Consider the following 20,374-nt stretch of genomic DNA (forward strand, 5'->3'; position numbering starts at 1 on the left):
CAAGGCAGGGCCAAGGGTAGCGAAAACTTCGGAAGAGTCAGCAAATAGATAATACGTAGTTACTTATACGTACGTATAAGAAAAACACAAAAAAATACATACATATATATTCAGCAATACATGCATGGTATCTCAATTAAACATACGAACGTATTCTTCACGAGGTAAATACAGATGCCATGCACCGGTCAACGGCCAAACGTCGACCCGAATATCGCGCTCACCTGGGAAAATGACCTAACATCCAATTTTTGCATGATAGATGCTCGATGAGATTCAACCGTGCGATGGCTGATTTTCAGCTTTCTGGCGACCTGTTTGCTTGTCAATCCAAGCAACGATTGGCGCAAAACCTGACGCTCCCGCGGCGTCAAGATCGCGAGAAGAGCCTTGTTATCCCTGTTTCTTATCGTTCCTTCCGATGGGCGATCAAAGAACGCCGCCTCTAGCGCCCGCCCACAGTGCCAGAATTTAATTTCCGTGCGTAATACGCCCCAATGGGGATCACCAGATTCATCAATATAGCGGTAAGGGGTGTAGGTCGGGTGGTACATGGTATCCGGAAGGATTTTTGACGTATCGCATAACTGCCGGCCTTGCATAATTTCCTGATCCAGCAGCATCCCGTCGAAGTTGGTAATTTTCCCATATGCCCACCGCGCATGATCCGCTTGGACAACATCCCAAATTCGCATCGTTTGTGGGTCGCAAATCAATTGGATGGTCGCATTCTTGAGATCGGATGCGCGGAGCTTCCGTGCATCCCCGCTAAGAGCATTTGATGGCACCGACTGTGGAAACAGAGCGAGAGTGCTCAAGGCTTCGTCAATTTTGCTAATAACCTCAGCATCTTTTATCCGGGGTTTGTCGGAAAAAAATGCCGCGACGGCCTGCACCTCGCCATCATGAATTACAGGAACCGCCAAGACTGAATGGAGATTAGCCGCCTTGGCGGCAAAGCTGCGCCGAAAAACCCGCCGGGGGTTTTTCTGAATATCCTCGACCCATTCAGGTGTACCAGAAAGCCATGATCTGCCAGGCGCACCTTCTCCTAACTCCAATCCAAGCATGGCGCTCATTCTCTGGAATGTTCTTGTGCGTGAAGGAAGTATCGACCAGCTTGCTTCGACTTTGAGGTGCCCAGCAGGGTCAAGCCGCCAAATTTCACCCAAAACCCAATCGCATTGATGGCAAATTCGCTCCAAAATTGGCCGATGGGACATTCCTTCCGAGGTTTCAGAATCCGTCTCCTCAGAAAAATCAATTTCTGCAACCGGATTGATGACACCGACCGCAATTCCGGGGCCGTGATTTGCCTTCAAAACAAGGACACGGACATCCGCCATGAAAATCGATCTGTCTCGTCTACGCATCGGAATGCGTCGGATGAAAATTCCTTGTTCGTCCAGGCTCCTATGACTTTCTTCGCCAAATAAACGGAATCCACTTGGGTCTGCGTGCAAGTGCTCGGTCACATCCCCGATCAAATCTTCCTCGGGATGCCCAAACAGTTGTTCAGCTGCCAGATTACACGCAAGGACGATGCGGGTACCGTACTCGACGATCAAAACAGGCTCATCCGTCGCGCTCAGCGCGGCCTTAATTGATGCATTCCTCAAACCGCTGCTTCTACTCGAGTCCATTGCCGTTACCCAAAATGGTGATGGGGCAGAATCAGGTCAGGCCAGAGGTACGTTCTGCCAATGCCCAACTCTGTAATGCCGAATGGTTTCTGTTCGTCGCGTTGACGTACTGAAGATTCGCGATACTGACTACCGATTATGAAGGCGAGCCGGCACTGGCAAAGATAGTTTCTCTACGGCTAAGTCCGGCAACGGCACCCGCATAAGTTCCATCGCTGTTGCTACCAAGTCCACTAGTAAAAAAGGCTTCTCGATGATGTGATTGGCACCGAACTCCAAGGTCATTTTAAGGAACTGGAGATACACGCCCCGACCTCCACCTGAGATCATAATGACTGGCACATTTCTATCACGCCTCCGTATTTCGAAGAGTACCTCTATGCCATCCATTCCCGGCATAAAGACATCGACGATCACTAGATTGGGCGACACCAGATCAAATGCCGTAATGCCGTTGAACCCATTCGAGGCCTCGTGCACCGTATGACCTAATCCCTGAAACCCATCCGCGATGACATCGCGAACATCCGTTTCATCATCGATGACTAGAATTTTTCCCATTTCAAATGAATTCAAGTCGGGTTTCGATATTATGCCGCTCGCACATCGGCCAGGAACTTTTCCACCTGTGCCTTCAGGCGGTTCGACTTCTCGTTCAGATCACCAGCCACGCTTTGTACCTGGCTCGCCGAGGTTCCGGTTTCGCCTGCGGCCGAGGACACATCGGCGATATTCGTCGTCACTTCCTGTGTCCCGGATGCCGCCTGCTCCACGTTGCGCGCGATTTCCTGGGTCGCCGCACTCTGTTCCTCTACGGCCGAGGCTATGGCAGACGTAATCTCATCCATGGACTTAATCGTCTGCGCGATCGATTGGATCGCGGTCACCGCCTCCTTCGTCTCAGATTGGACGCTGCCGATTTGTTGGGCGATTTCGCTGGTTGCTTTTGCTGTTTGGTTGGCCAAGCTTTTAACCTCGCTGGCAACGACGGCGAAGCCTTTGCCCGCCTCGCCTGCCCGCGCAGCCTCAATAGTCGCATTAAGGGCCAGAAGATTGGTCTGTTCGGCGATGTCCGAAATCAAATCGACCACTTCTCCAATCTGCTGAGCAGCTTGTGCCAAGCCTTGGACCTGCTGATCCGTCCTCGACGCCTGGTCCGATGCTCGGGTCGCTATCTCTGAGGACTGATTGACCTGGCGGCCGATTTCTTGAATGGAACTGGTCAGTTCCTCGGTGGCAGTAGCGACGGTCTGCACGTTGGCAGATGCTTGCTCTGCCGCACTGGCGACCGAACTTGAACGCACATTTGTCGTCTCGGCAATTTTCGACATGGATGCCGCCGTGGCCTCCATTTCGGTTGCTGAACTGGCGAGTGCGCGTAACAGCTCTGACACATCATTATCGAAATTAACTGTCATCTCCTCTATCGTGCGCGCGCGTTCTTCCCGATCTTTAGCGGCCTCCATCTCCCTTGCCGTCATCTCCTCAGCTTTGATCATGCTTTCCTTGAAGATAAGCACGGTCCTGGCCATCTCGCCGATTTCATCACGATGATCCTGGGCTGGGATATCGACGGTCTTGTCTCCGTCGGCGAGAACACGCATCGTCCTCGTTATGGCGCCGATGGGCCGGGAAATCCCCCCCCCGATTAACCAGGCGGCGACAATCCCAATGATCAGTCCTACGATCACAACGGTGCTCATCACGTATACGGCCCGTCCCATGGCGGCGCTGGTTGCCGGACCCACGGTATCCTGCTCCATCCTGATTTCGGTCTTCAGTTTGCCCATGTCCTTGGTAACGGAGTACCCGATAGGAATCAGGGTATTGTGGAGAAGTTCATTTCGTTCGGTCAGAACCGCATGCACCTGATGGATGCCGCCTGCGTACGTCTTGCCCAATGCAGCAATATTGCCAACTCGCTCGCGCATGCCGGGGTCGGTCATTTCCCCAGCCAAGGCCAAAAGACCTTTTTCTAGATCTCCAGCTTCCTTGATCGCCCGTTCATAGGCAGCGTACTCGCTTGTATCGATGTATTTGGTGACATGAAGGCGCATTCGGAGAAGTTCTTGCTGAACTTTTCCTGCCGAATACGCAGTCGTGAATTGCAGATCGTTAGCGGCGCGCTCCATGATGCCGGTGAGTTCTCGCCTCATTTCCGGGCCGAACTTGTTCAATGTATTCTCGACGATATCCTTTTCCCGAACGTCCAACTTGATGATCTCTTCGAAAGCTTTAGCGTAGCCTTGAATCTTCTGTGAAGCCGCGTCGATGAATGCCTGCCTTTCCATCATGTTGACCATCTCAGCTAGCTTTTCATTGCTGGCTAGGGTTTCTGTTACTTCCTTTTTTGCCTTCTCAATTGCTTCCGTCGACCGCGTCACTAGATACTCCTGAACCGCGATTTGCACGTCTGCCAATTCGTTCTGGACACGGGATGCTTGATTCGATTGAAGGGCGATTTTCCGATAGCGCGTAAAATTATCATCACCGTTATTGAGACTAATGGCGCCCGTTACTCCGACCGCAACCAGCAACGCTAAAATAATCCCAAACCCAAGAGATATTTTCGCAAGCACCTTGATGTTCTTTAAGAAGGCCATGTCCGTAGTCCTACCCCATGATGCCGGTGCATTAGCCGGCAAGTTTAAGTGCGACCGAAAACTGAAATTGCGATGCAGTTATCGGCAAATATTTAATGAGACTGTTAAAAGTATGAGGCTGGCACTTCGCCCCATTGCCGCTGACACATAAGGAAGCCACAGTTTTGTCCAGCCCCGGCCAGCTCATCGAACTCTGCGGTTTTCATGAATGTTGAAATGATCGCATCAATTGACTGCGACGCTATACCCAAGCGCCGTGAAACGACATCGCCCTGACATCCGTAAACCGGACACTAGGTGTCCCGACCGGCTCCACGTTGGTGCTGGGTTCCTTGAACGGCAGCAACGCATCCGGGATGCCCTTCGTGATTATGCAGCAACCGTTGTCGGTGATCAGAATACCTTCCGGTTTTTGATCCCCATCTGCGTCAAGCAAGCCAGTCCAAAACAGCGTTTCCCGCCGCGCAGAATCAGCGACAGAGTGCTCCAAGATATCTGCGTTTTGATAGGTCATCGTAAAAAAGAAAGACAAGGGCTCGCCAGTTGATATGAACTATGAACACGGGCCCTGACGTACGCCTAAACGACCTAACAAACACCACGTGATTACACGTGCCCCAAAAGGGGGCCGTAAGAAGTGATAGATAAAAAATTAAATAATGCTAAGTGGGCACGAGCACGTAGGCATTATCACGTACGTGCTTTCTGCCGTCGCTGAAACAAGCGCCTTGCCAATGAGCCAGATAAAGAAATGGTGCCGAAACGCCTTATTCCTTGCTGTTAATCAGCGGTCCGTACAATTTAATAATCTGAGCAATCGAACTTAGACCCAGCTTCCGCATTATTGCACTTCTGTGCGTCTCTACGGTTCTATGGCTAATGCCAAGCCTCCGCGCAATTTTTTTGCTGGATAAACCGTTGATCACTAACGCAACGATTTCGCGTTCACGTAACGTGAGTGACCTAAATTTTTCTGTGTTGGGGGTGACTAAGGAGGGCGATCCCGCTGGCGTGTCTATTGCTTGAGCAGATAAAGCGTATCCGTTGTGCCACGGGATGAAATAACACTCCAATATACCCCATCTTTCACTCCCATCATCCGGCGTGAACCGATATGGGGAGTAGCTTTTTGTATGCATGCTTCGGGGCACGATCTCTTGGTCGCCCACAAGATGCCTTCCCTGCCGCTCTAAACACTCCAGTAAATTGGACCGAAGACAGCGAATGTGATTTTGCTGGCAATCGGTCTGGACGACTTGGTTGGCGTCCAGTACGACCAACGTGTTCGGTTCACAGACCCATCTAGGAGCATCCTGTTTCAAATGATCAGATGGAGACAGCGCATCGACCTGCTCGACAAAGCCACCGGCACTTAGGTGACTGATGACCTTCTCCTGAAGGCAATTGAGTTCAGAATGGGTTGCAACCAATTCGTCAACCGCCTGGTGCCGAACATCGCAACCAAAGAACGTTGCGATTGCCACGATATCGCTCCCAGCCATAATCGGGATACTCAAGCAGGAACGTAACCCGAGCGCCTTGGCAACGAAGGCCCGCCGGAATACATGCCGCGGCGCCCCCCATAGGTTAGTGAGAAGTTCCGGCCGGCCAGATTCCCAAACACGTCCCGGGGCACCTTCACGCAGCTTAAAGCGAATTGAATATGTAATTTCCTGCAGCGGACGTGTGAGTTTTGAATCCATCGACCATGTTGTGCACAATTCTAGATACCCCTCCGGGTGCGGTAGCCAGACTTCTCCGTAAACCCAACCGTGCGTCCTGCATATGCGTTTCAATATCCCCTGAATCTCCAATTCGACCTGCGATCCAGCATCCCTTTTTGCGGCTCCCGATTCAGGTGTAGGCCGGATGATGCTGATTACAATTCTGGAGGATGAGTAAGTCTCCAGGGGAATAACGTGGGCGTCCGCTAACAACAGCTTGCCCATTTTATCGCGAAGCGGAATTCGCCGTAAAAAGCTCGGATCATTCTCCAGTGCTAACGAGGCTTCCTCCCCGAACAGATTATAAGACACAGAATCCAAATGAAGGTTTTGAGATGTCTCTCCAATCAATTCAGAGGCATCGTAGCCGAACAACCGTTCTGCAGCGCTGTTACACGTGAGAATTGTGCGCGAATCGAAATCAACGACCAAGACAGCATCGGTTGTCTGGTCAATCGCATCGCAAAACGACGGTATGTTCAAAGGCTTGCGTTTTCTGTTAGGCAAAGTGAATTATCCAATTCTGCTCGATTTTTTGGCGGCCTTCATATTTTGCGCGACTATCAAGACCACAATCTGAACGCTTAACGAAAAATCTGCTGTAGATCAAAGTGGGCATATACGTCAGTGATGACGGTCAATTGGAACCAATTTCTAAAGATTTCGCCTTCCAATCTCCCTCTGTTGCTATGGCTCCAGATAGTACGTTTGGGAAATGACCTGAACCCCTATTTCCCTCCCCCATACCGTTTCGGGTGCTGAGGGTTAGTGCTGACTTACTGTGTTTCTGTATTTGCTGTTCTCGGGTTCGATCAGATCGCCGGAGAATGTCAGCGTAGCAAGGTCGCTGTTAGGGCCGCCACCTGCTTCCACATTGCTTCCACGCACAACAAAACGCCTTAGCCGTTTCGGGCAAAGCCGTTAATATTATTGGTTGGGGGGGCAGGATTTGAACCTGCGACCATAAAGTTATGAAATCAAACCTCCGAACCGCACCTTAGGACAAATCAGGGACAATTAGAGTCGTCAACGTTCATAAACGATCGCAAACGACCATATTCCATCGCATTGTAATTGCGCTATTTTTTCCGAATCAGCACAGCATGTAATGGTTAAACGCAAGTCTTGAAAACCAGCAAGGATGCAAGTCCTTCGTGGGTTCGAATCCCACCCCATCCGCCATTTTTTCAATGCCTTAGGCAGGCACTATCACTGATTCAATCTTGTCCCCTATTGCTGTTCAGTGACCTGAGCCCCATTTTCTCCGCGAATTTTGGATAGAGTCCATCATTCGAAGAGGAGATGGATATGAAGAGTTCACGATTCACGGAAAAGTAGATCATCTGGATGCTGTGGGAGCAGGAAGCAGACCAGAAGACGGCGGACGTTTGCCGTCGGCACGGCATCTCTGAAGGCACTTTCTACAAGTGTAAGTCCGAAAAGCTCTGGGGCCCCCGGCGGCTGCGGATGAGACCGCAACCCCGGATCGCTCTAAAGGTTTTGCTCATCGGTTTGTCATTCAGGAATGAAGGGACCATGGCAAAGCGCGGTTATTGCTGCGGTGGAGGCTCTTATCCGCGGACGCGCCATTCAATAGACGTCAATTCTTAGTGTTGACGCCGTGCCCATCTGTCGTGGGGTGGTGGCCCTGCTCGTCCATCATCATGACCCCATCGAATATGGAAAACTTCGCCCTGAGGACGGGGGCAAGTTTCGACTCCGCCATTTCTGTCGCGGCGGCGAGTTTCTGCGCTTGGGCGGCAGGCAGACCGAAATCCACTAAAGCAGCCGCGTCTTTCAGCGCGTCGCCGCTGCACAGAACGATTTCCCAAACACCGTGCTTGTTTCGCATCAGTGCGCGGCCCCCTCTATCGCCCTGTGCCCAGCCGACGACAGCAGCATCCCCAATGATCGTGACGGGATCGACTGTCAACGGCGCTTCCGGTTGATCGAACGTCGAATGCAGCAGGTGCCGGATGGCGCCCGCATCCCCTGCATCGTCGGCTTGAACGGCGCCCGGACAAACAAACACGATCATGCCAACCAGGAAAAGAAGGCGCAGGGAGATGGTATTCATGCGAGGTGGCTCCTTATCGATCCGCGGCTAGTAACCGCATTTGGTCATCGCCATCAAGCTCTGCAACGAAAAACATGCGCTTGCCATTATCGACAACTTCCCGTAACACGATAGCGTCCTTGGTTCCCCGTCAACGGATTGTGTCGGGGGGATCAAAAGGGAACGCAGTAGGGCCTTACCCATCAGGGGGGCTTAATCTGCGGCTGTCCCCGCAACTGTGAGCGGCGAGACGGCGGTCGCATAGCGCCACTCGGGCCCGTCCCGGGGAAGGCAGATCGCCATCGACGACCCGCGAGCCAGGAGACCTGCCAAGGAACGCGTCGCCCAGCCGCCGATCGGGATTTGTCGGAGGCGCGGTAGAGACCGTTTGTGGTGACGCCTTGTTGGTGCGGCAGACCGCCGTCGTCGCCACGGGGTGTCCTGATCCGCTTCTCGGGTTCGGGAAGCGTCCATCTCCCCAAATCGATGCCGACGGTCCGTTCGTGCACTTGGTGTGTGCCGGACGGTCCCCTGAACGCGCGAACGAGGTGTCTGAATCCCGTATTGGGTTCGGCGCCGGTGATCGGCCCGTTCCAGGGATTCAAGGTGGCATCCTGCGCGCGCGTCATGCGGCCCGTCCGGTTGTTCGAGCGAACAACCGGAGGAGGTTCTAATGAATGCTCGTGTTCAGAAAGTCAGGTTCACTGCGCCCCGCGCAGTGGGCATCATATTGTTTTCCACTCTTTTCTCCCTGCCGACGGTGGCGACGGCAGATGAACGCCGTGCCGTTGAATCGGCCCATCATCTGCCGGAAGTCGTGGTTTCCGCGACCATGGTGCCAACGCCCGCCGACGCCGTGGGCAGCGCCATCACGGTGATCACGGCGGAGGAGATCGAACGCAAACAGGTCCGCGTTCTATCGGACGTACTGCGCGAGGTTCCCGGTCTGGCCGTCAACCGGTCAGGCCCCGTGGGGACCCTCACCCAGGTCCGCATCCGCGGCGCCGAAGGCAACCACACACTGGTCATCATCGACGGCATCGAGGTCAACGACCCCAGCGGCGGATCGGAGTTCGATTTCGGCCAGTTGCGCGCCGCCGACATCGAACGGATCGAAGTTCTTCGGGGCGCCCAATCAGCGCTTTACGGCAGTGACGCGATCGGCGGCGTCATCAACATCGTGACCAAGAAAGGCAAGGGCCCGGCGACCGTCGAGGCCAACGCCGAAGGCGGTTCCTTTGCGACAAGCATGGGTTCCGTCAGCCTGCGTGGCGGCACCGAAAAATACCACTATTCCATCGGCGCGAGCGGTTATCGCACAGCCGGCATTTCTATCGCCCCGGAAGAAGACGGCAATACCGAACTGGATGGCAATGAAAACGCCACCATAAATTTCAAGGTCGGTGTCACCCCCCTAGATAACCTGTCCTTCGACCTATTCGGGCGCTACGTGAAGGATTCCACGGAAACGGACAATCAGCCCTCCGTTGGCGGAATCATCAAGACCGTGGATGCCGATAAACAGACGGATACCATCCAGCGCAGCGGCGGGATGCTCGCGACGTACGGATTGTTCGACGGCGCCTGGGTGCAGTCATTCGGCGGCGCCGTTCACACGGACCGCGCCGATTCTCGCACCAACGGGATCGAGACCTACCACGCCGACGGCGACAAGTGGCGGTTCCACTACAAAAGCGATCTGTCCTTCGACACGCCGGATATCGCCGAAGCACGGCACGGCCTGACCTTCCTGGCGGAACGGGAGGATGAAACCCAGTTCACCAAAAGCAACTTCAGCACGTCGGACCGGGACATCACCAACTACGGCTATGTCGGGGAATACCGCGTTTCCCTGTGGGACAGTCTGCACCTGACCGGCGGCATCCGTTACGACGACAACGACATCTTCAACGACAAACGCACCTACCGGATGACGGCGGCTTACGTCCACCACGAAACCGGCACCCGCCTGCATGGCAGTTACGGCACCGGGGCCAAAAACCCGACCCTGTCGGAACTGTTCGGCTCCACCGCCACCTACACGGGCAATCCGAACCTGCGGCCGGAAACCAGCCGTGGCTGGGATGCCGGTGTCGAACAAGGTTTCCTCGGCGACCGGCTGATTGCCGACCTGACCTATTTCAACAACCGCATCACGGACCTGATCTCGGGCAGCGGCAATACCTCGGTCAACCTGGACGGGATCACAAAAATTCAGGGGGTCGAGTTGTCCGTCGCAGCGGACCTGGGCCATGGCCTGAGCCTGAAAGGCCAATACACCTATACGGACGGGCAGGACGCCAACCGCAAGGAATTGGTTCGGCGGGCGAAGCATATCGCAAGCATGAACCTTGCCTATGCGTTTCTGAACGGCAAGGCAAAGGTCGATCTGGGGGTCGATTTCAACGGCGTCCAACGCGATATGGAGTTCTCGAACTCTTACGGCACGAGCCGATCGATCAGGTTGGACGAGTACTTTTTGGTCAACATCGCCGGCTCCTACGAGATCAAGGACGGGGTGGAACTGTTCGCCCGGGTGGAGAACCTGCTCGACCAGAAATACCAGGAAGTCCTGTTCTACGACGAGCCGGGGATCGCTGGCTATTTCGGCATTCGCACCCGGTTCGGCCTCTAGATCCCAGGAAAGAACGACCCATGCATCACCACTCACGGATTCTCCCCGTACTCTCCCCGGCGTGGGGGCTGATGGTCGCGGCGGCCGTTCTTTCCATGGCGCCTCTGGGCGCCCCACTGGCGGGAGCACCGGTTGGTGCTCCCGCCTCCTTCCCGGCCGAGACCGTGAGTGTCAAACCGCGGAGGATCGTGTCCATGAACCTTTGCACGGACCAGCTTGTCCTGCTGCTGGCCGAACGGGACCGGATCACCTCGATCTCCTATATGGCATTCGATCCGGAGATCTCCCACCATGCGCTCCTGGCACAGGGACTGCATGCAAACCACGGCCAGGCCGAGGAAATCCTGCCCCTGCGGCCCGACTTGGTTTTAGCCGGCACCTACACCACACGTGCCACGACGACGATTCTGCGCCGCTTCGGACATCCCGTTCTGACACTGAACCCGGCAAGTGGCTTCGACGCCATTCGCGCCAATATCCGCCGCGTGGCCGGAGCCCTGGGCGAGCATGCAAAAGCGGAACGCATCATCGCCGATTTCAACCGACGCCTCGCCGCCATCCTTGCCCAACGGGCCGGCGACGATCGCGATCAACCCCACGCCATCGTCTTACAACCGCGCGGCATGACCACGGGCCCGGGCTCCTTGATCGACGGTATCCTACATGCTGCGGGCCTGCTTAACCTGCCCACCGACTTGGGCGTGACGGGCATCGGCTTTCTGCCGCTGGAACGGGTGATCGCGGCCCGGCCGGATATTGTGGTCGTTGCCGCGCGCCCGGCGGGAAGGCCGTCGCTCACCCATCAGGCGCTGCATCACCCGGCCCATGCGGCCTTAAGTGGTGCAGGCCGCATCGACCTGCCGGCCAGTCTTTGGACCTGCGGCGGGCCTCAAGCCATCGACGCGATCCTGCGTCTTGCCTGCGCAGCCGACGCATGGCGTGAAGGAAATCCGTTGCCATGATCTCTCCTCACCTGTCGCCAGCGCCCCGTGCGATGACCTTCCCTTTGCTGCTGGCCGGGCTGGCGGTGCTGACGGTGTGTTTGTTCATGGCCTCGGTCGTGTTCGGGCGGGCGGGCATTCTGTTGCCTGACATGGGGTTGCTGACCACCATGCCGGCCACGCCTGAAGCCGTGATCCTGCGCGAACTACGCCTGCCCCGCGCCATTCTGGCCACCGCCATCGGCGCGGCGTTGGGTATGGCTGGCGCGGCGTTGCAGGGACTGCTGCGCAATCCGCTCGCCGAACCGGGGTTGATCGGAGTGTCAGGCACGGCGGCGCTGGGCGCGGTCGCCACTTTTTATTCGGGGCTTTCCGCCGTCTTTCCGCTGGCCCTGCCCCTGGGTGGTATGGCCGGGGCCGGGCTGGCGGTGGTCTTTCTTTATCTTCTGGCCGGACGGGACTCGCCGATCCTCACCCTGATCCTAGCCGGGGTCGCAATCAATGCCATGTCGGGCGCATTGACGACCCTGGCGCTCAACCTGTCGCCCAATCCTTATGCGGCCTTCGAGGTCTTCTTCTGGCTGCTGGGGGCGCTCACCGACCGCAGCATGGACCATGTCGCCCTGGCCCTGCCGTTCATCGCCTTGGGCATGGGCCTGCTGGCGACCACGGGACGCGGTCTAAACGCCCTGACCTTGGGCGAGGACGTCGCCCGCAGCCTGGGTATCGCCATCGGCGGCTTGCAGGCGCGTGTGATCGTCGGCACCGCCCTGGCGGTGGGCGCGGCCGTCGCGGTTTCCGGCGTCATCGGGTTCATCGGTCTGGTTGTGCCACACCTTCTGCGTCCCACCGTTGGCCATGCCCCCGGGCGCCTGTTGCCAGCGGCGGCATTGGGCGGCGCGGCCCTAACGCTGGCCGCCGATATCGCCGTGCGCTTCGCGACCGACGGTACGGAACTGCAACTGGGCGTGCTGACCGCGTTGATCGGCGCACCGTTCTTCCTGACCCTGGTTCTGAGAACGCGGAGGGAGGGACAATGACCATATTGTCAGCCCGCGATCTAGTGGTGATGCGAAACGGGTGCCGCCTGCTCGACGGCGTTTCCGCCGATTTCGCGCCGGGCAGCCTGACCGGACTGATCGGCCCCAACGGGGCAGGCAAGACCACCTTCCTCAAGGCGCTTCTGGGGCTCGTCCCAATCGATGGTGGCGACCTGCGTCTGGACGGAAAGGCTCTCACAGGATTCCATCCCGCCGAGATCGCCCGCCGCGTCGGCTACCTGGCGCAGGGTGCGCCCTGCCATTGGCCCATGTCGGTCGAACGGATTATCGCCCTGGGCCTGTTGGCGAACGGCCAGGACCGCAGGGCGAACATCGCGGCCGGGGACGAAGCCGTGGCGGCGGCCCTGGCCGCGACGGGAACCGCCCCCCTGCGGCGCCGCGCCGTGACGACTTTGTCCGGCGGAGAGAGAACATTGGTCATGATCGCCCGCTGCCTGGCCGGCGGCGCGCCGATGTTGTTGGCCGACGAACCCGTCACCGGACTGGACCCGCGTCACCAACTCGACGTCATGGAAATCCTCCGCGATCGGGTGTCCGAGACGGCGGGCACCGTCGCGGTCCTGCATGATCTGACCCTAGCGGCGCGTTATTGCGATCGGCTGATCCTGATGACGGATGGGCGCATCGTCGCCCAGGGAAGCCCCGCTGCCGTGCTGAGGCCGGAAAACCTTGCGGCGGTCTACCGCATCGAGGGCGGCCTGCATTTCATTGGCGGCCAGCCTATCGTTCTTTCGGAATCACCCAAGGAGACCTGAAATTGATCAGCGACGAGTATTTCATCGACGCCGTGGCGCTGGTGCAACGGCATTTGAAAACCGCGGCCACCGGTTGGAGCATCGGCTCCTTCGGTGTGATCGCAGAATTCCATCGTGACGCGGAAGATGCAGCGGAGGTTCTTGTGTCCGACGGTGGCGGCACGGTGGTCACGGGCAAAGGCGCGATCCGCATCGACCTGAAAGAAGACGCGACGGTCTTTCCCTATGAAACGCCATCACGCAACCGAAACCGCTGGAACCAGGGCGTCAACATCTGCCTGCCCGACGACGAGGCGGGGCACATGGCTGGGCGCGTGGGGCTGACGGAGATCGGACCCGACAACGATGCCGTTCGCAAAGAAGACCGAGGTGCGGTGCTGTTCGACCTAGGTTTGAGACTGCCCCATGTGGATGCCTGCGTGCGGACCCGCGATCCCGACCTTATTAAAACGCTGCGCGCCCATGGCGGCGCCGACATGCTGGCCTTCGAAGGCCCGGCGATGGCGGCAGTCATCGCGAAAAGCCCGCACCGGGTATTTTTGTCTCGCCTGGGCCGGGTCGAGGTCTATCAATACATTCCGTCGCAGGCCAACGGCCTGCCCACCCCCCATGGCCCGCACACACACCTGCTGCCGCGTCTGGCGGCGCACCAACGCACTCATGCCGCCAACGTGCCCTTGCCCGAGGGCTGGCTGCCCTGCCTGTCGATGTATCCGGCCAATCCGCTCAGCGACGGCCTGGGCAACACCCGGCCGTTCGATCCGGACGCGCACGATGCGTTCCAGGACATCGTCCTGCGGTTTGCTCATGCCGATTACCTGCACCTAAAGCGCCGAGTGATCGAGGCCGTCGGCCAAGGCCGGATGATCAACATGACGGATATGGACCGCCCGCACCGGGCCCTTGTGCGTGCATGTCTGCGTCAGCTTCGCTACGCGGACTGGCGAGTTTCGACCGAAGAATGCTGAGTTCTTAATCCTGTGGATGGTTGCGGGAAAATTGGCTTCGTTGCCGTGTTCTTTAGGTGTGCATCTCGAATGTCTTTCCATATGCTTTAAACGCCTCGGCATAGGCGGGCACGGCCTCGTTGATCCGAGGGTCATCTTCAGCGTTCTGGATCATGAGCGCCGCCGTGAGTTTCGGGACATCGGCTGTCATCGCAGCGCGACCGTAATAAGGAACAGCGACAGTGCGCGCGTCACCCATTTCGACCGCAAGGGCGTTGACCACTCCGCCCCAGAAATGGAACCCTGTCGCGCCAAGCCTGCCGGTCGAAAGCGCGTGGGAGTTTATGAAGCGTGCCCCATTCAACAGATCGGTGAAAAGTTACTGCTTGTCTAGCCGGCTTTGCATACCCTTGCCGTCCTCGTCCTTTCCGGGATAGCCACCGACCCGATAGGCCTGCTTGACACAATTCACGAATGCCTCATCATCCTAGTCATGATCGGTCCTGCGTAGAGTTTTGATTCATCCCCGCGACGCCTTCCACCTTGCTCAAACTTGCAGGAACTTGATTTCACCTGATTCCCATAGGTTGACCCCTGGGTTTTTGGGGCTGCGCTTTGCGCAAACAAAAAGCCCCTAACCTTTTGGTTTAGGGGCTTTTTTGTTGGTTGCGGGGGCACGCAACCACATTTACTTTCTCCCATGGTCACTTACTTCAGGATTAAGACGGTTTTTCATCCGTCTTATCCCATCGACCACATCACGCATACTTAAGCTGAGATGCCATCACAAGTTTATGGCCATTGACTTATGTACAGCCCCCGCCCATATCTCAGGAATGTTGGTACACGAAGATCATTTTCGGTTTCTTCTTCTGACCCGCCTGTTTCCCCGGGCGGTTTAGGCGCGTTTACGCCTGTCGCACCTCCTGGGGCTTCCTCATCACCTTGAATTGAGCGCGTGATCATCGATCATGCGAGGAGCGATCATGACCAACTTCCACATCCCTTACGATCCTGACCCGAATATCAATCTGACTCAAAATTGCTCTGCCCAATTTAGCGGTCGCTGTCTGTTGGCATCTGCCAACATTTTCGAGCGCCTCGCCACGGCAACGCCCCCCTCAACTGCGCGCGATATGGCTCAAGGCAAAACGGGTCTGGTCATCTGCGGCTTCTCCGGCGACAGCCCGAGACTTTTGTGACCGCCGCAGAGGTCACTTTCTCCAACCAAACGAAACTCACCCTGTCATCGGTCCTCTCGTGTTTCGGAGCGAACACATGGTTATGTATGCATTGCGCGAGACATGCGCTCGCTGCAACACCACTTTATCCTTTGCTGCGGCCAACAGATGTTCGTTTTGCCACAAAGCACTTTTCTTGAACTTTGGATCGATCCTCATCATCTGCCGACATTGCGACAGGGAACTTCCACGCGCGCACGCCGGTCGGTGCCTGTTTTGCACCACCACTAACTTACATAGAACCGAAGCCATCTCCGGAGAAGGATGCGTACAATGAGCGCGAAACGGCATATGCAACGCCTTGTGTGGCCAACTATCCTGGCAACCGTCAACTTCGGTCTGATTTTCTTTCGGTCTGATCTTAGCGATCATCTTGGAAATGACGAGACGCTCTGGCTCTGCATCAACGCCCTGGCATATTTCGCGGTTGCGTGGTTCATCAGCCGCGTTCTGTCGATCGCGCTCGATAAGACAACAGCGCATCGGCAACCCTACCCGCGACTCTTAAGAGAAATCATAACGGCGCTTTTGTTTCTGGTCGCACTCGCGGCGACCGCCGCGCTTTTCACAGGACAGGGTGCAGTTGGCGCGCTTGCCGGGTCAGGGCTTGTTCTCGCCATGTTCGGCTTCGCCATCCGCAACGTCGTGGCCGATACGCTGTCCGGAATTGCACTTGGTATCGAAGCTCCTTTCCGCATCGGAGATTGGATCGACATCGACGGGATGGCGCGAGGGAAGGTCATCGAGATCGGTTGGCGCACAACGCGGATCTTAACCCGTGACGCCACGTACATGATTCTCCCGAATAGTCAGATCGCGCGTCAGCGGATTACCAACTATTCTGCACCAAAACCACATTACCGCGCACAGATCGCCATCACCCTTGACCACAATATGCCGATCACGCGAGCCCGTGAGCTCATGTTGAACGCGTTGAAGGAGGCAAAGCTCATTCAGCAGGACCCGTTGCCGGACGTCCGCGTTCAGGCCTATGAGGAAGGCGGCATCACTTATGCTTTACGCTATTGGCTTTCTCGCTTCGACCGCGACATCGACTGCCGCGATGAGGTCTTTAGTCTTGTCGACGACGCACTGCGCCAGGCCGGAACCATTGCACCATACAGGCGGATAGAGTTGGTTGGTCCCGCGATACCTACCTGTGCCACGCGGGGAAAAGACGCAGGCATGTTTTCTGAATATGGCTAGCGCCTAATTCTCAGTGCGCGAGCCACGCTTACCCAGATGCATCTCAACCGGCACCAACAGTAAAACATGTCCGCTTAATAGAGGGATATAGGGGGCTTTTATTGGTTACAGGGCAGGAGTTGAACCTCTCCCTTCAGACGATCAATCTGCTGATTTTTGCCTCGTCCCACTCCAGTCCGATACCGGGTTTATTCGGCACGTCAAAGGCGCCATCAACGACCTTGGGCGGCTCGACAAGAATGGCATCCGCCCAATCTACATATTCAAGCCAATGGGCCGTTGGTGTCGCGCACAGCAGATGCGCGCTGATCTCGGGCAATAGATGGCTCGACAATTCCAGGCCGCGCGCCGCAGCGATACCGGCGGCATGGATCCATCCCGTAACGCCGCCGATACGCACCGCATCCGGCATGACCCAATCGGCAGCACCGGCCGATATCGCGTCCGCCATTTGCCGTGGGCCGTCGAAATTCTCGCCGATCTGCAGCGGCACCTCCAAGGCGTCCGCAAGGGCGCGGTTACCTGCCCAGTCATCATGGCGGATCGGCTCTTCAATCCAGTAGATGCCTTCCGTTTCTATTGCCCGCCCCCGCGCCATCGCATCAGCGACGGTGAGTGCCTGGTTGTAGTCAACCATAATGGCGATTTCGTCGGGAAGCCGATTACGAACCGCGCGCAGGACGGCCAAGTCTTCTCTGAGCGTCGGATGACCAAGCCGCAGTTTCACGCCCTTGAAGCCGCCTTCCAATAGCGCCTCCGCTTCATCCGCGGCGGCCTCCGGCGGCATTAAGCCCAGGCCGCTTGAATTGTAGGCCGGGACCGGCCGGGGGCTCGCCCCCAGCATCGCCGCCAGCGGCAGACCGGCCGCCCGGGCATTCGCATCCCAAATCCCCATGTCCAGGGCGGCAAGGGCCATGCGCGCGGCGCCAACCACCCCTAAAAGGGCAAACCGGCGAGCGAGCAGATCGCCGATAGCAACGGGGTCAGCCGTCATTCCCTTCACGACCTCAACCGCATCTTGCAAAAGAGCCGCAATGGCAACGCCGCCGCTGCGCCGGTAGGTAAACAGATAGGTCCGGCCGGTCACCCCTTCCCTTGTATGAAGATCGACAAGCAAAAGCGGAGCTGCCGTTACCCTTGCCGCGCTGGTTCCCAGGGCGAACCGTAACGGCACGTTCACTAGGCGTGTGGTCACGCCTGTTATCGTAAGTAGATCCATCGTTCCCCTACTCATCACGAGTGCCTCAGGGTTTGCACCGGAAAACACAGGACTTCTCCGCCCACCGATGACTTCATGGCTGAAGATTGCTTTCTTCATCCGCCAGGGCGACCGACCGGCCAATCGCAACCCCGCGCATGAGAAAGGCGACGACTGCGATCGACGCGCCGACGATATCCGTCACTAAGCCGCCTTTCATCATCAGGACCGCCGCGACGACAAGTCCGATCCGGATGACATGATGAATCCGACCAAAGAACCAACCCTGGATCCCGGCGGCGAGAAAATAGATTCCGACCGAGGCCGTCATGCTCGCATAGGCAATGTCCCAAACGTCGCCGTTCAACAGCAATGCCGGCGTGTAGAAAAACATGAAGGGAACAATGAAGGCGGCGAGGCCAATCCGAAACGACGTTACCGACGTTTCCATCGCCCCGGCCCCAGAGATTGCCGCAGCGGCATAGGACGCTAATGCGACCGGCGGCGTGATCGCTGACACGACGGCGAAATAGAACACAAAGAAGTGCGCCGCCAGCGGGTCAATCCCCATGTTGATCAGCCCGGGTGCCACCACCGACCCTGCGATGGCGTAGGCCGCCGTGGTCGGCATCCCCATGCCCAGGATGATGGCGATGACCATGGCAAAGAACATGGCCAGGAGTTTGCCGTCGATGATCGTGGTCGACGATGCGATCCCCAGCAGAATAGACGAGAAACGCGCGCCCACTCCGGTCAACGCGATCACGCCGACGACGATCCCGGCGCAGGCACAGACGGCGATGATTTGTATCGACATCACTCCGGCCGCCGACAGGGCGCCGTAGATCGCCTTTGGTCCCATGCGAAACGAAGAAAGCCAGCTGACCATGACCGCGGCGATAACTGCCAGGGTCCCCGCGCGGATGACCGAGTAGCCCATAAAAATCGTCGCGATCAGAAGGATGATGGGAAAAATCAGATATGCCTGCCGCAACATCGCCGACAGACGCGGCAACTGATCGGCCGGCAACCCTGTCATTTTCATCCGCGCCGCCGCGAAATCGACCATGAATAGAATAGAAAGGAAATACAGCACCGACGGAATAACCGCGGCAAGCGCGATGTCGGAATACGGAATGCCCGTGACCTCGGCCATGATGAAGGCACCGGCGCCCATGATCGGGGGCATGATCTGGCCGCCCGTCGACGCCGCGGCCTCGATCGCGCCGGCCATACGCGGCGCATAGCCGACACGTTTCATAAGAGGAATGGTCAACGAACCGGTTGCCACCACATTCCCCGCGGACGTGCCGTTGATCATGCCGGTAAGACCCGACGCAAAAATCGCGACTTTCGCCGGCCCACCTCGCGTTCGTCCGGCTGCGGCAAAGGCCAGATTAATGAAAAACTCACCGACGCGCGACGCCTGAAGGAAGGCAGCGAAAATTATGAACAGAATTATGTAGGTCGAGGATACCGCCGTCGTTGGGCCAAGGATTCCGTTATCCGTATAGATGTAGGTAAAGAAGCGATCGACGGAGAATCCATTGTGCCGAAGGAAGCTTGGCAACCACGGCCCAACAAAGCTGTAGGCGATGAAACAGACCGAGATAACAACAAGCGAGAGCCCGGCAAGACGGCGCGTGAACTCGCAGATCAGCACCACACCCACGATTGCGGCATAGGTGTTCGCCTCAGCGGCGAAGGGGGTGCCGGCCCGCATTCTCAGCGCCGCCCCATCAAGCGCGCAGATCAGATAGCCGGAGGAGACCAAGGCCGCCAGAACAAGAACGATGTCACAGGGATGCACCTTGCCGCGCGCGCGCCCAGGCAACATCCAAGCGCCGACGGTTGCCAATGCGGTTCCAACAGAAAGAGGGATGCCGAATCCCCACCGCTCCCAGTCACCACCAAGTTCCGACCCGGGGATAAGTATATACGCCGTCACCGGCCAGGCCGCGTACACGACCGGCAGACCGGCGATCATTCCCCAAAACAATGCCCATTGGCGCTGCCGCCGACCGTCGCCCTGGGGCGGCGCATTTTTGTCAAAGACATGGGCTGAGAACAGAAGGAAACCGATCACCATGGCGCCCAAGACATGGATCATCCGAAAGGTCCACGTTTCGATCGGGTACATGTTCAAGCTGACGATATGAAATGCGGTATAGCCGAACGTCAGAAAAGCCACAGAGGCCGCCGACCAGCCGGTCATGATCCTCTGGTTCGCGACAATCGGCTCTTCGATGACACCGACCTCGACAACCGCCGCGTCCGCCGGGAGATCGCGATTTCGCGGTGCCCCCTCAATTGATCCCTCGTTGGGCAATTTACTCTCCGTCGATGCAGGCAAAGCCCGTGCGA

At 57.2% G+C, this 20,374-nt stretch carries 15 protein-coding genes and 1 riboswitch; of the genes, 7 read left to right on the plus strand and 8 right to left on the minus strand.

The genetic code is table 11. The annotated features are described in order from the left end of the window. Positions 1-188: 188 nt before the first annotated feature. From KFF05_09445 to KFF05_09465, 5 genes are all read right to left on the minus strand, one after another. Positions 189-1,619 carry a GAF domain-containing protein gene (locus KFF05_09445; protein UTW50205.1) on the minus strand — a complete coding sequence of 477 codons (1,431 nt, stop codon included), beginning with the start codon at positions 1,617-1,619 and terminating at the stop codon, positions 189-191. Positions 1,620-1,772: 153 nt separating this feature from the next. Next, positions 1,773-2,219 carry a response regulator gene (locus KFF05_09450; protein ID UTW50206.1) on the minus strand — a complete coding sequence of 149 codons (447 nt, stop codon included), beginning with the start codon at positions 2,217-2,219 and terminating at the stop codon, positions 1,773-1,775. Positions 2,220-2,233: 14 nt separating this feature from the next. Further along, a complete protein-coding gene (locus tag KFF05_09455; protein UTW50207.1) occupies positions 2,234-4,246 on the minus strand; it encodes an MCP four helix bundle domain-containing protein in 2,013 nt (670 codons plus the stop codon). A gap of 767 nt (positions 4,247-5,013) precedes the next feature. Then, positions 5,014-6,477: a PAS domain S-box protein gene (locus KFF05_09460; protein ID UTW50208.1), complete on the minus strand. Its 1,464-nt coding sequence runs from the start codon at positions 6,475-6,477 to the stop codon at positions 5,014-5,016. A gap of 1,093 nt (positions 6,478-7,570) precedes the next feature. Next, entirely contained in the window at positions 7,571-8,047 is a 477-nt protein-coding gene (locus KFF05_09465) for a copper uptake system-associated protein (protein UTW50209.1), read from the minus strand. A gap of 103 nt (positions 8,048-8,150) precedes the next feature. Further along, positions 8,151-8,375, plus strand: a riboswitch (cobalamin riboswitch). Between the two features lie 381 nt (positions 8,376-8,756). Here KFF05_09465 and KFF05_09470 point away from each other — a divergent pair. The 5 genes from KFF05_09470 to KFF05_09490 all read left to right on the plus strand — a co-directional run bounded on the left by KFF05_09470 (position 8,757) and on the right by KFF05_09490 (position 14,386). Beyond that, positions 8,757-10,661: a TonB-dependent receptor gene (locus tag KFF05_09470; protein ID UTW50210.1), complete on the plus strand. Its 1,905-nt coding sequence runs from the start codon at positions 8,757-8,759 to the stop codon at positions 10,659-10,661. Between the two features lie 194 nt (positions 10,662-10,855). Then, the gene (locus KFF05_09475; protein UTW50211.1) at positions 10,856-11,623 is read left to right on the plus strand and encodes an ABC transporter substrate-binding protein; all 768 of its coding nucleotides are present in this window, start codon (positions 10,856-10,858) and stop codon (positions 11,621-11,623) included. Positions 11,624-11,655: 32 nt separating this feature from the next. Next, a complete protein-coding gene (locus KFF05_09480) occupies positions 11,656-12,642 on the plus strand; it encodes an iron ABC transporter permease (GenBank protein UTW53658.1) in 987 nt (328 codons plus the stop codon). Further along, positions 12,639-13,418, plus strand: coding sequence for an ABC transporter ATP-binding protein (locus KFF05_09485; GenBank protein ID UTW50212.1), 780 nt, complete (start codon positions 12,639-12,641; stop codon positions 13,416-13,418). The genes KFF05_09480 and KFF05_09485 overlap by 4 nt, the downstream gene beginning before the upstream one ends. 2 nt (positions 13,419-13,420) lie before the next feature. Next, the gene (locus tag KFF05_09490; protein ID UTW50213.1) at positions 13,421-14,386 is read left to right on the plus strand and encodes a hypothetical protein; all 966 of its coding nucleotides are present in this window, start codon (positions 13,421-13,423) and stop codon (positions 14,384-14,386) included. A gap of 52 nt (positions 14,387-14,438) precedes the next feature. Here the strand turns inward: KFF05_09490 and KFF05_09495 are convergent, their stop codons facing one another. Continuing rightward, positions 14,439-14,729, minus strand: coding sequence for a dienelactone hydrolase family protein (locus KFF05_09495; protein UTW50214.1), 291 nt, complete (start codon positions 14,727-14,729; stop codon positions 14,439-14,441). 622 nt (positions 14,730-15,351) lie between these two features. Between KFF05_09495 and KFF05_09500 the strand changes: the two genes are divergently transcribed. Beyond that, positions 15,352-15,567: a hypothetical protein gene (locus KFF05_09500; GenBank protein ID UTW50215.1), complete on the plus strand. Its 216-nt coding sequence runs from the start codon at positions 15,352-15,354 to the stop codon at positions 15,565-15,567. A gap of 330 nt (positions 15,568-15,897) precedes the next feature. Then, positions 15,898-16,812, plus strand: coding sequence for a mechanosensitive ion channel (locus tag KFF05_09505; GenBank protein ID UTW53659.1), 915 nt, complete (start codon positions 15,898-15,900; stop codon positions 16,810-16,812). 133 nt (positions 16,813-16,945) lie between these two features. Here KFF05_09505 and KFF05_09510 read toward each other — a convergent pair whose 3' ends face one another. After that, entirely contained in the window at positions 16,946-18,031 is a 1,086-nt protein-coding gene (locus tag KFF05_09510; GenBank protein UTW53660.1) for a mandelate racemase, read from the minus strand. A gap of 73 nt (positions 18,032-18,104) precedes the next feature. Continuing rightward, positions 18,105-20,225 carry a TRAP transporter fused permease subunit gene (locus tag KFF05_09515; GenBank protein ID UTW53661.1) on the minus strand — a complete coding sequence of 707 codons (2,121 nt, stop codon included), beginning with the start codon at positions 20,223-20,225 and terminating at the stop codon, positions 18,105-18,107. Positions 20,226-20,374: the final 149 nt, after the last annotated feature.

Source organism: bacterium SCSIO 12827 (genome assembly GCA_024397995.1).
Taxonomy (GTDB): domain Bacteria; phylum Pseudomonadota; class Alphaproteobacteria; order Rhodospirillales; family Casp-alpha2; genus UBA1479.

Coding starts and splice junctions, on each gene's coding strand:
- KFF05_09485 (UTW50212.1), top strand. CDS start 12,639: ATGACCATATTGTCAGCCCGCGATCTAGTGGTGATGCGAAACGGGTGC.
- KFF05_09505 (UTW53659.1), top strand. CDS start 15,898: ATGCAACGCCTTGTGTGGCCAACTATCCTGGCAACCGTCAACTTCGGT.
- KFF05_09465 (UTW50209.1), bottom strand. CDS start 8,047: ATGAATACCATCTCCCTGCGCCTTCTTTTCCTGGTTGGCATGATCGTG.
- KFF05_09475 (UTW50211.1), top strand. CDS start 10,856: ATGAACCTTTGCACGGACCAGCTTGTCCTGCTGCTGGCCGAACGGGAC.
- KFF05_09515 (UTW53661.1), bottom strand. CDS start 20,225: ATGACCGGCTGGTCGGCGGCCTCTGTGGCTTTTCTGACGTTCGGCTAT.
- KFF05_09480 (UTW53658.1), top strand. CDS start 11,656: ATGACCTTCCCTTTGCTGCTGGCCGGGCTGGCGGTGCTGACGGTGTGT.
- KFF05_09500 (UTW50215.1), top strand. CDS start 15,352: ATGACCAACTTCCACATCCCTTACGATCCTGACCCGAATATCAATCTG.
- KFF05_09510 (UTW53660.1), bottom strand. CDS start 18,031: ATGGATCTACTTACGATAACAGGCGTGACCACACGCCTAGTGAACGTG.
- KFF05_09455 (UTW50207.1), bottom strand. CDS start 4,246: ATGGCCTTCTTAAAGAACATCAAGGTGCTTGCGAAAATATCTCTTGGG.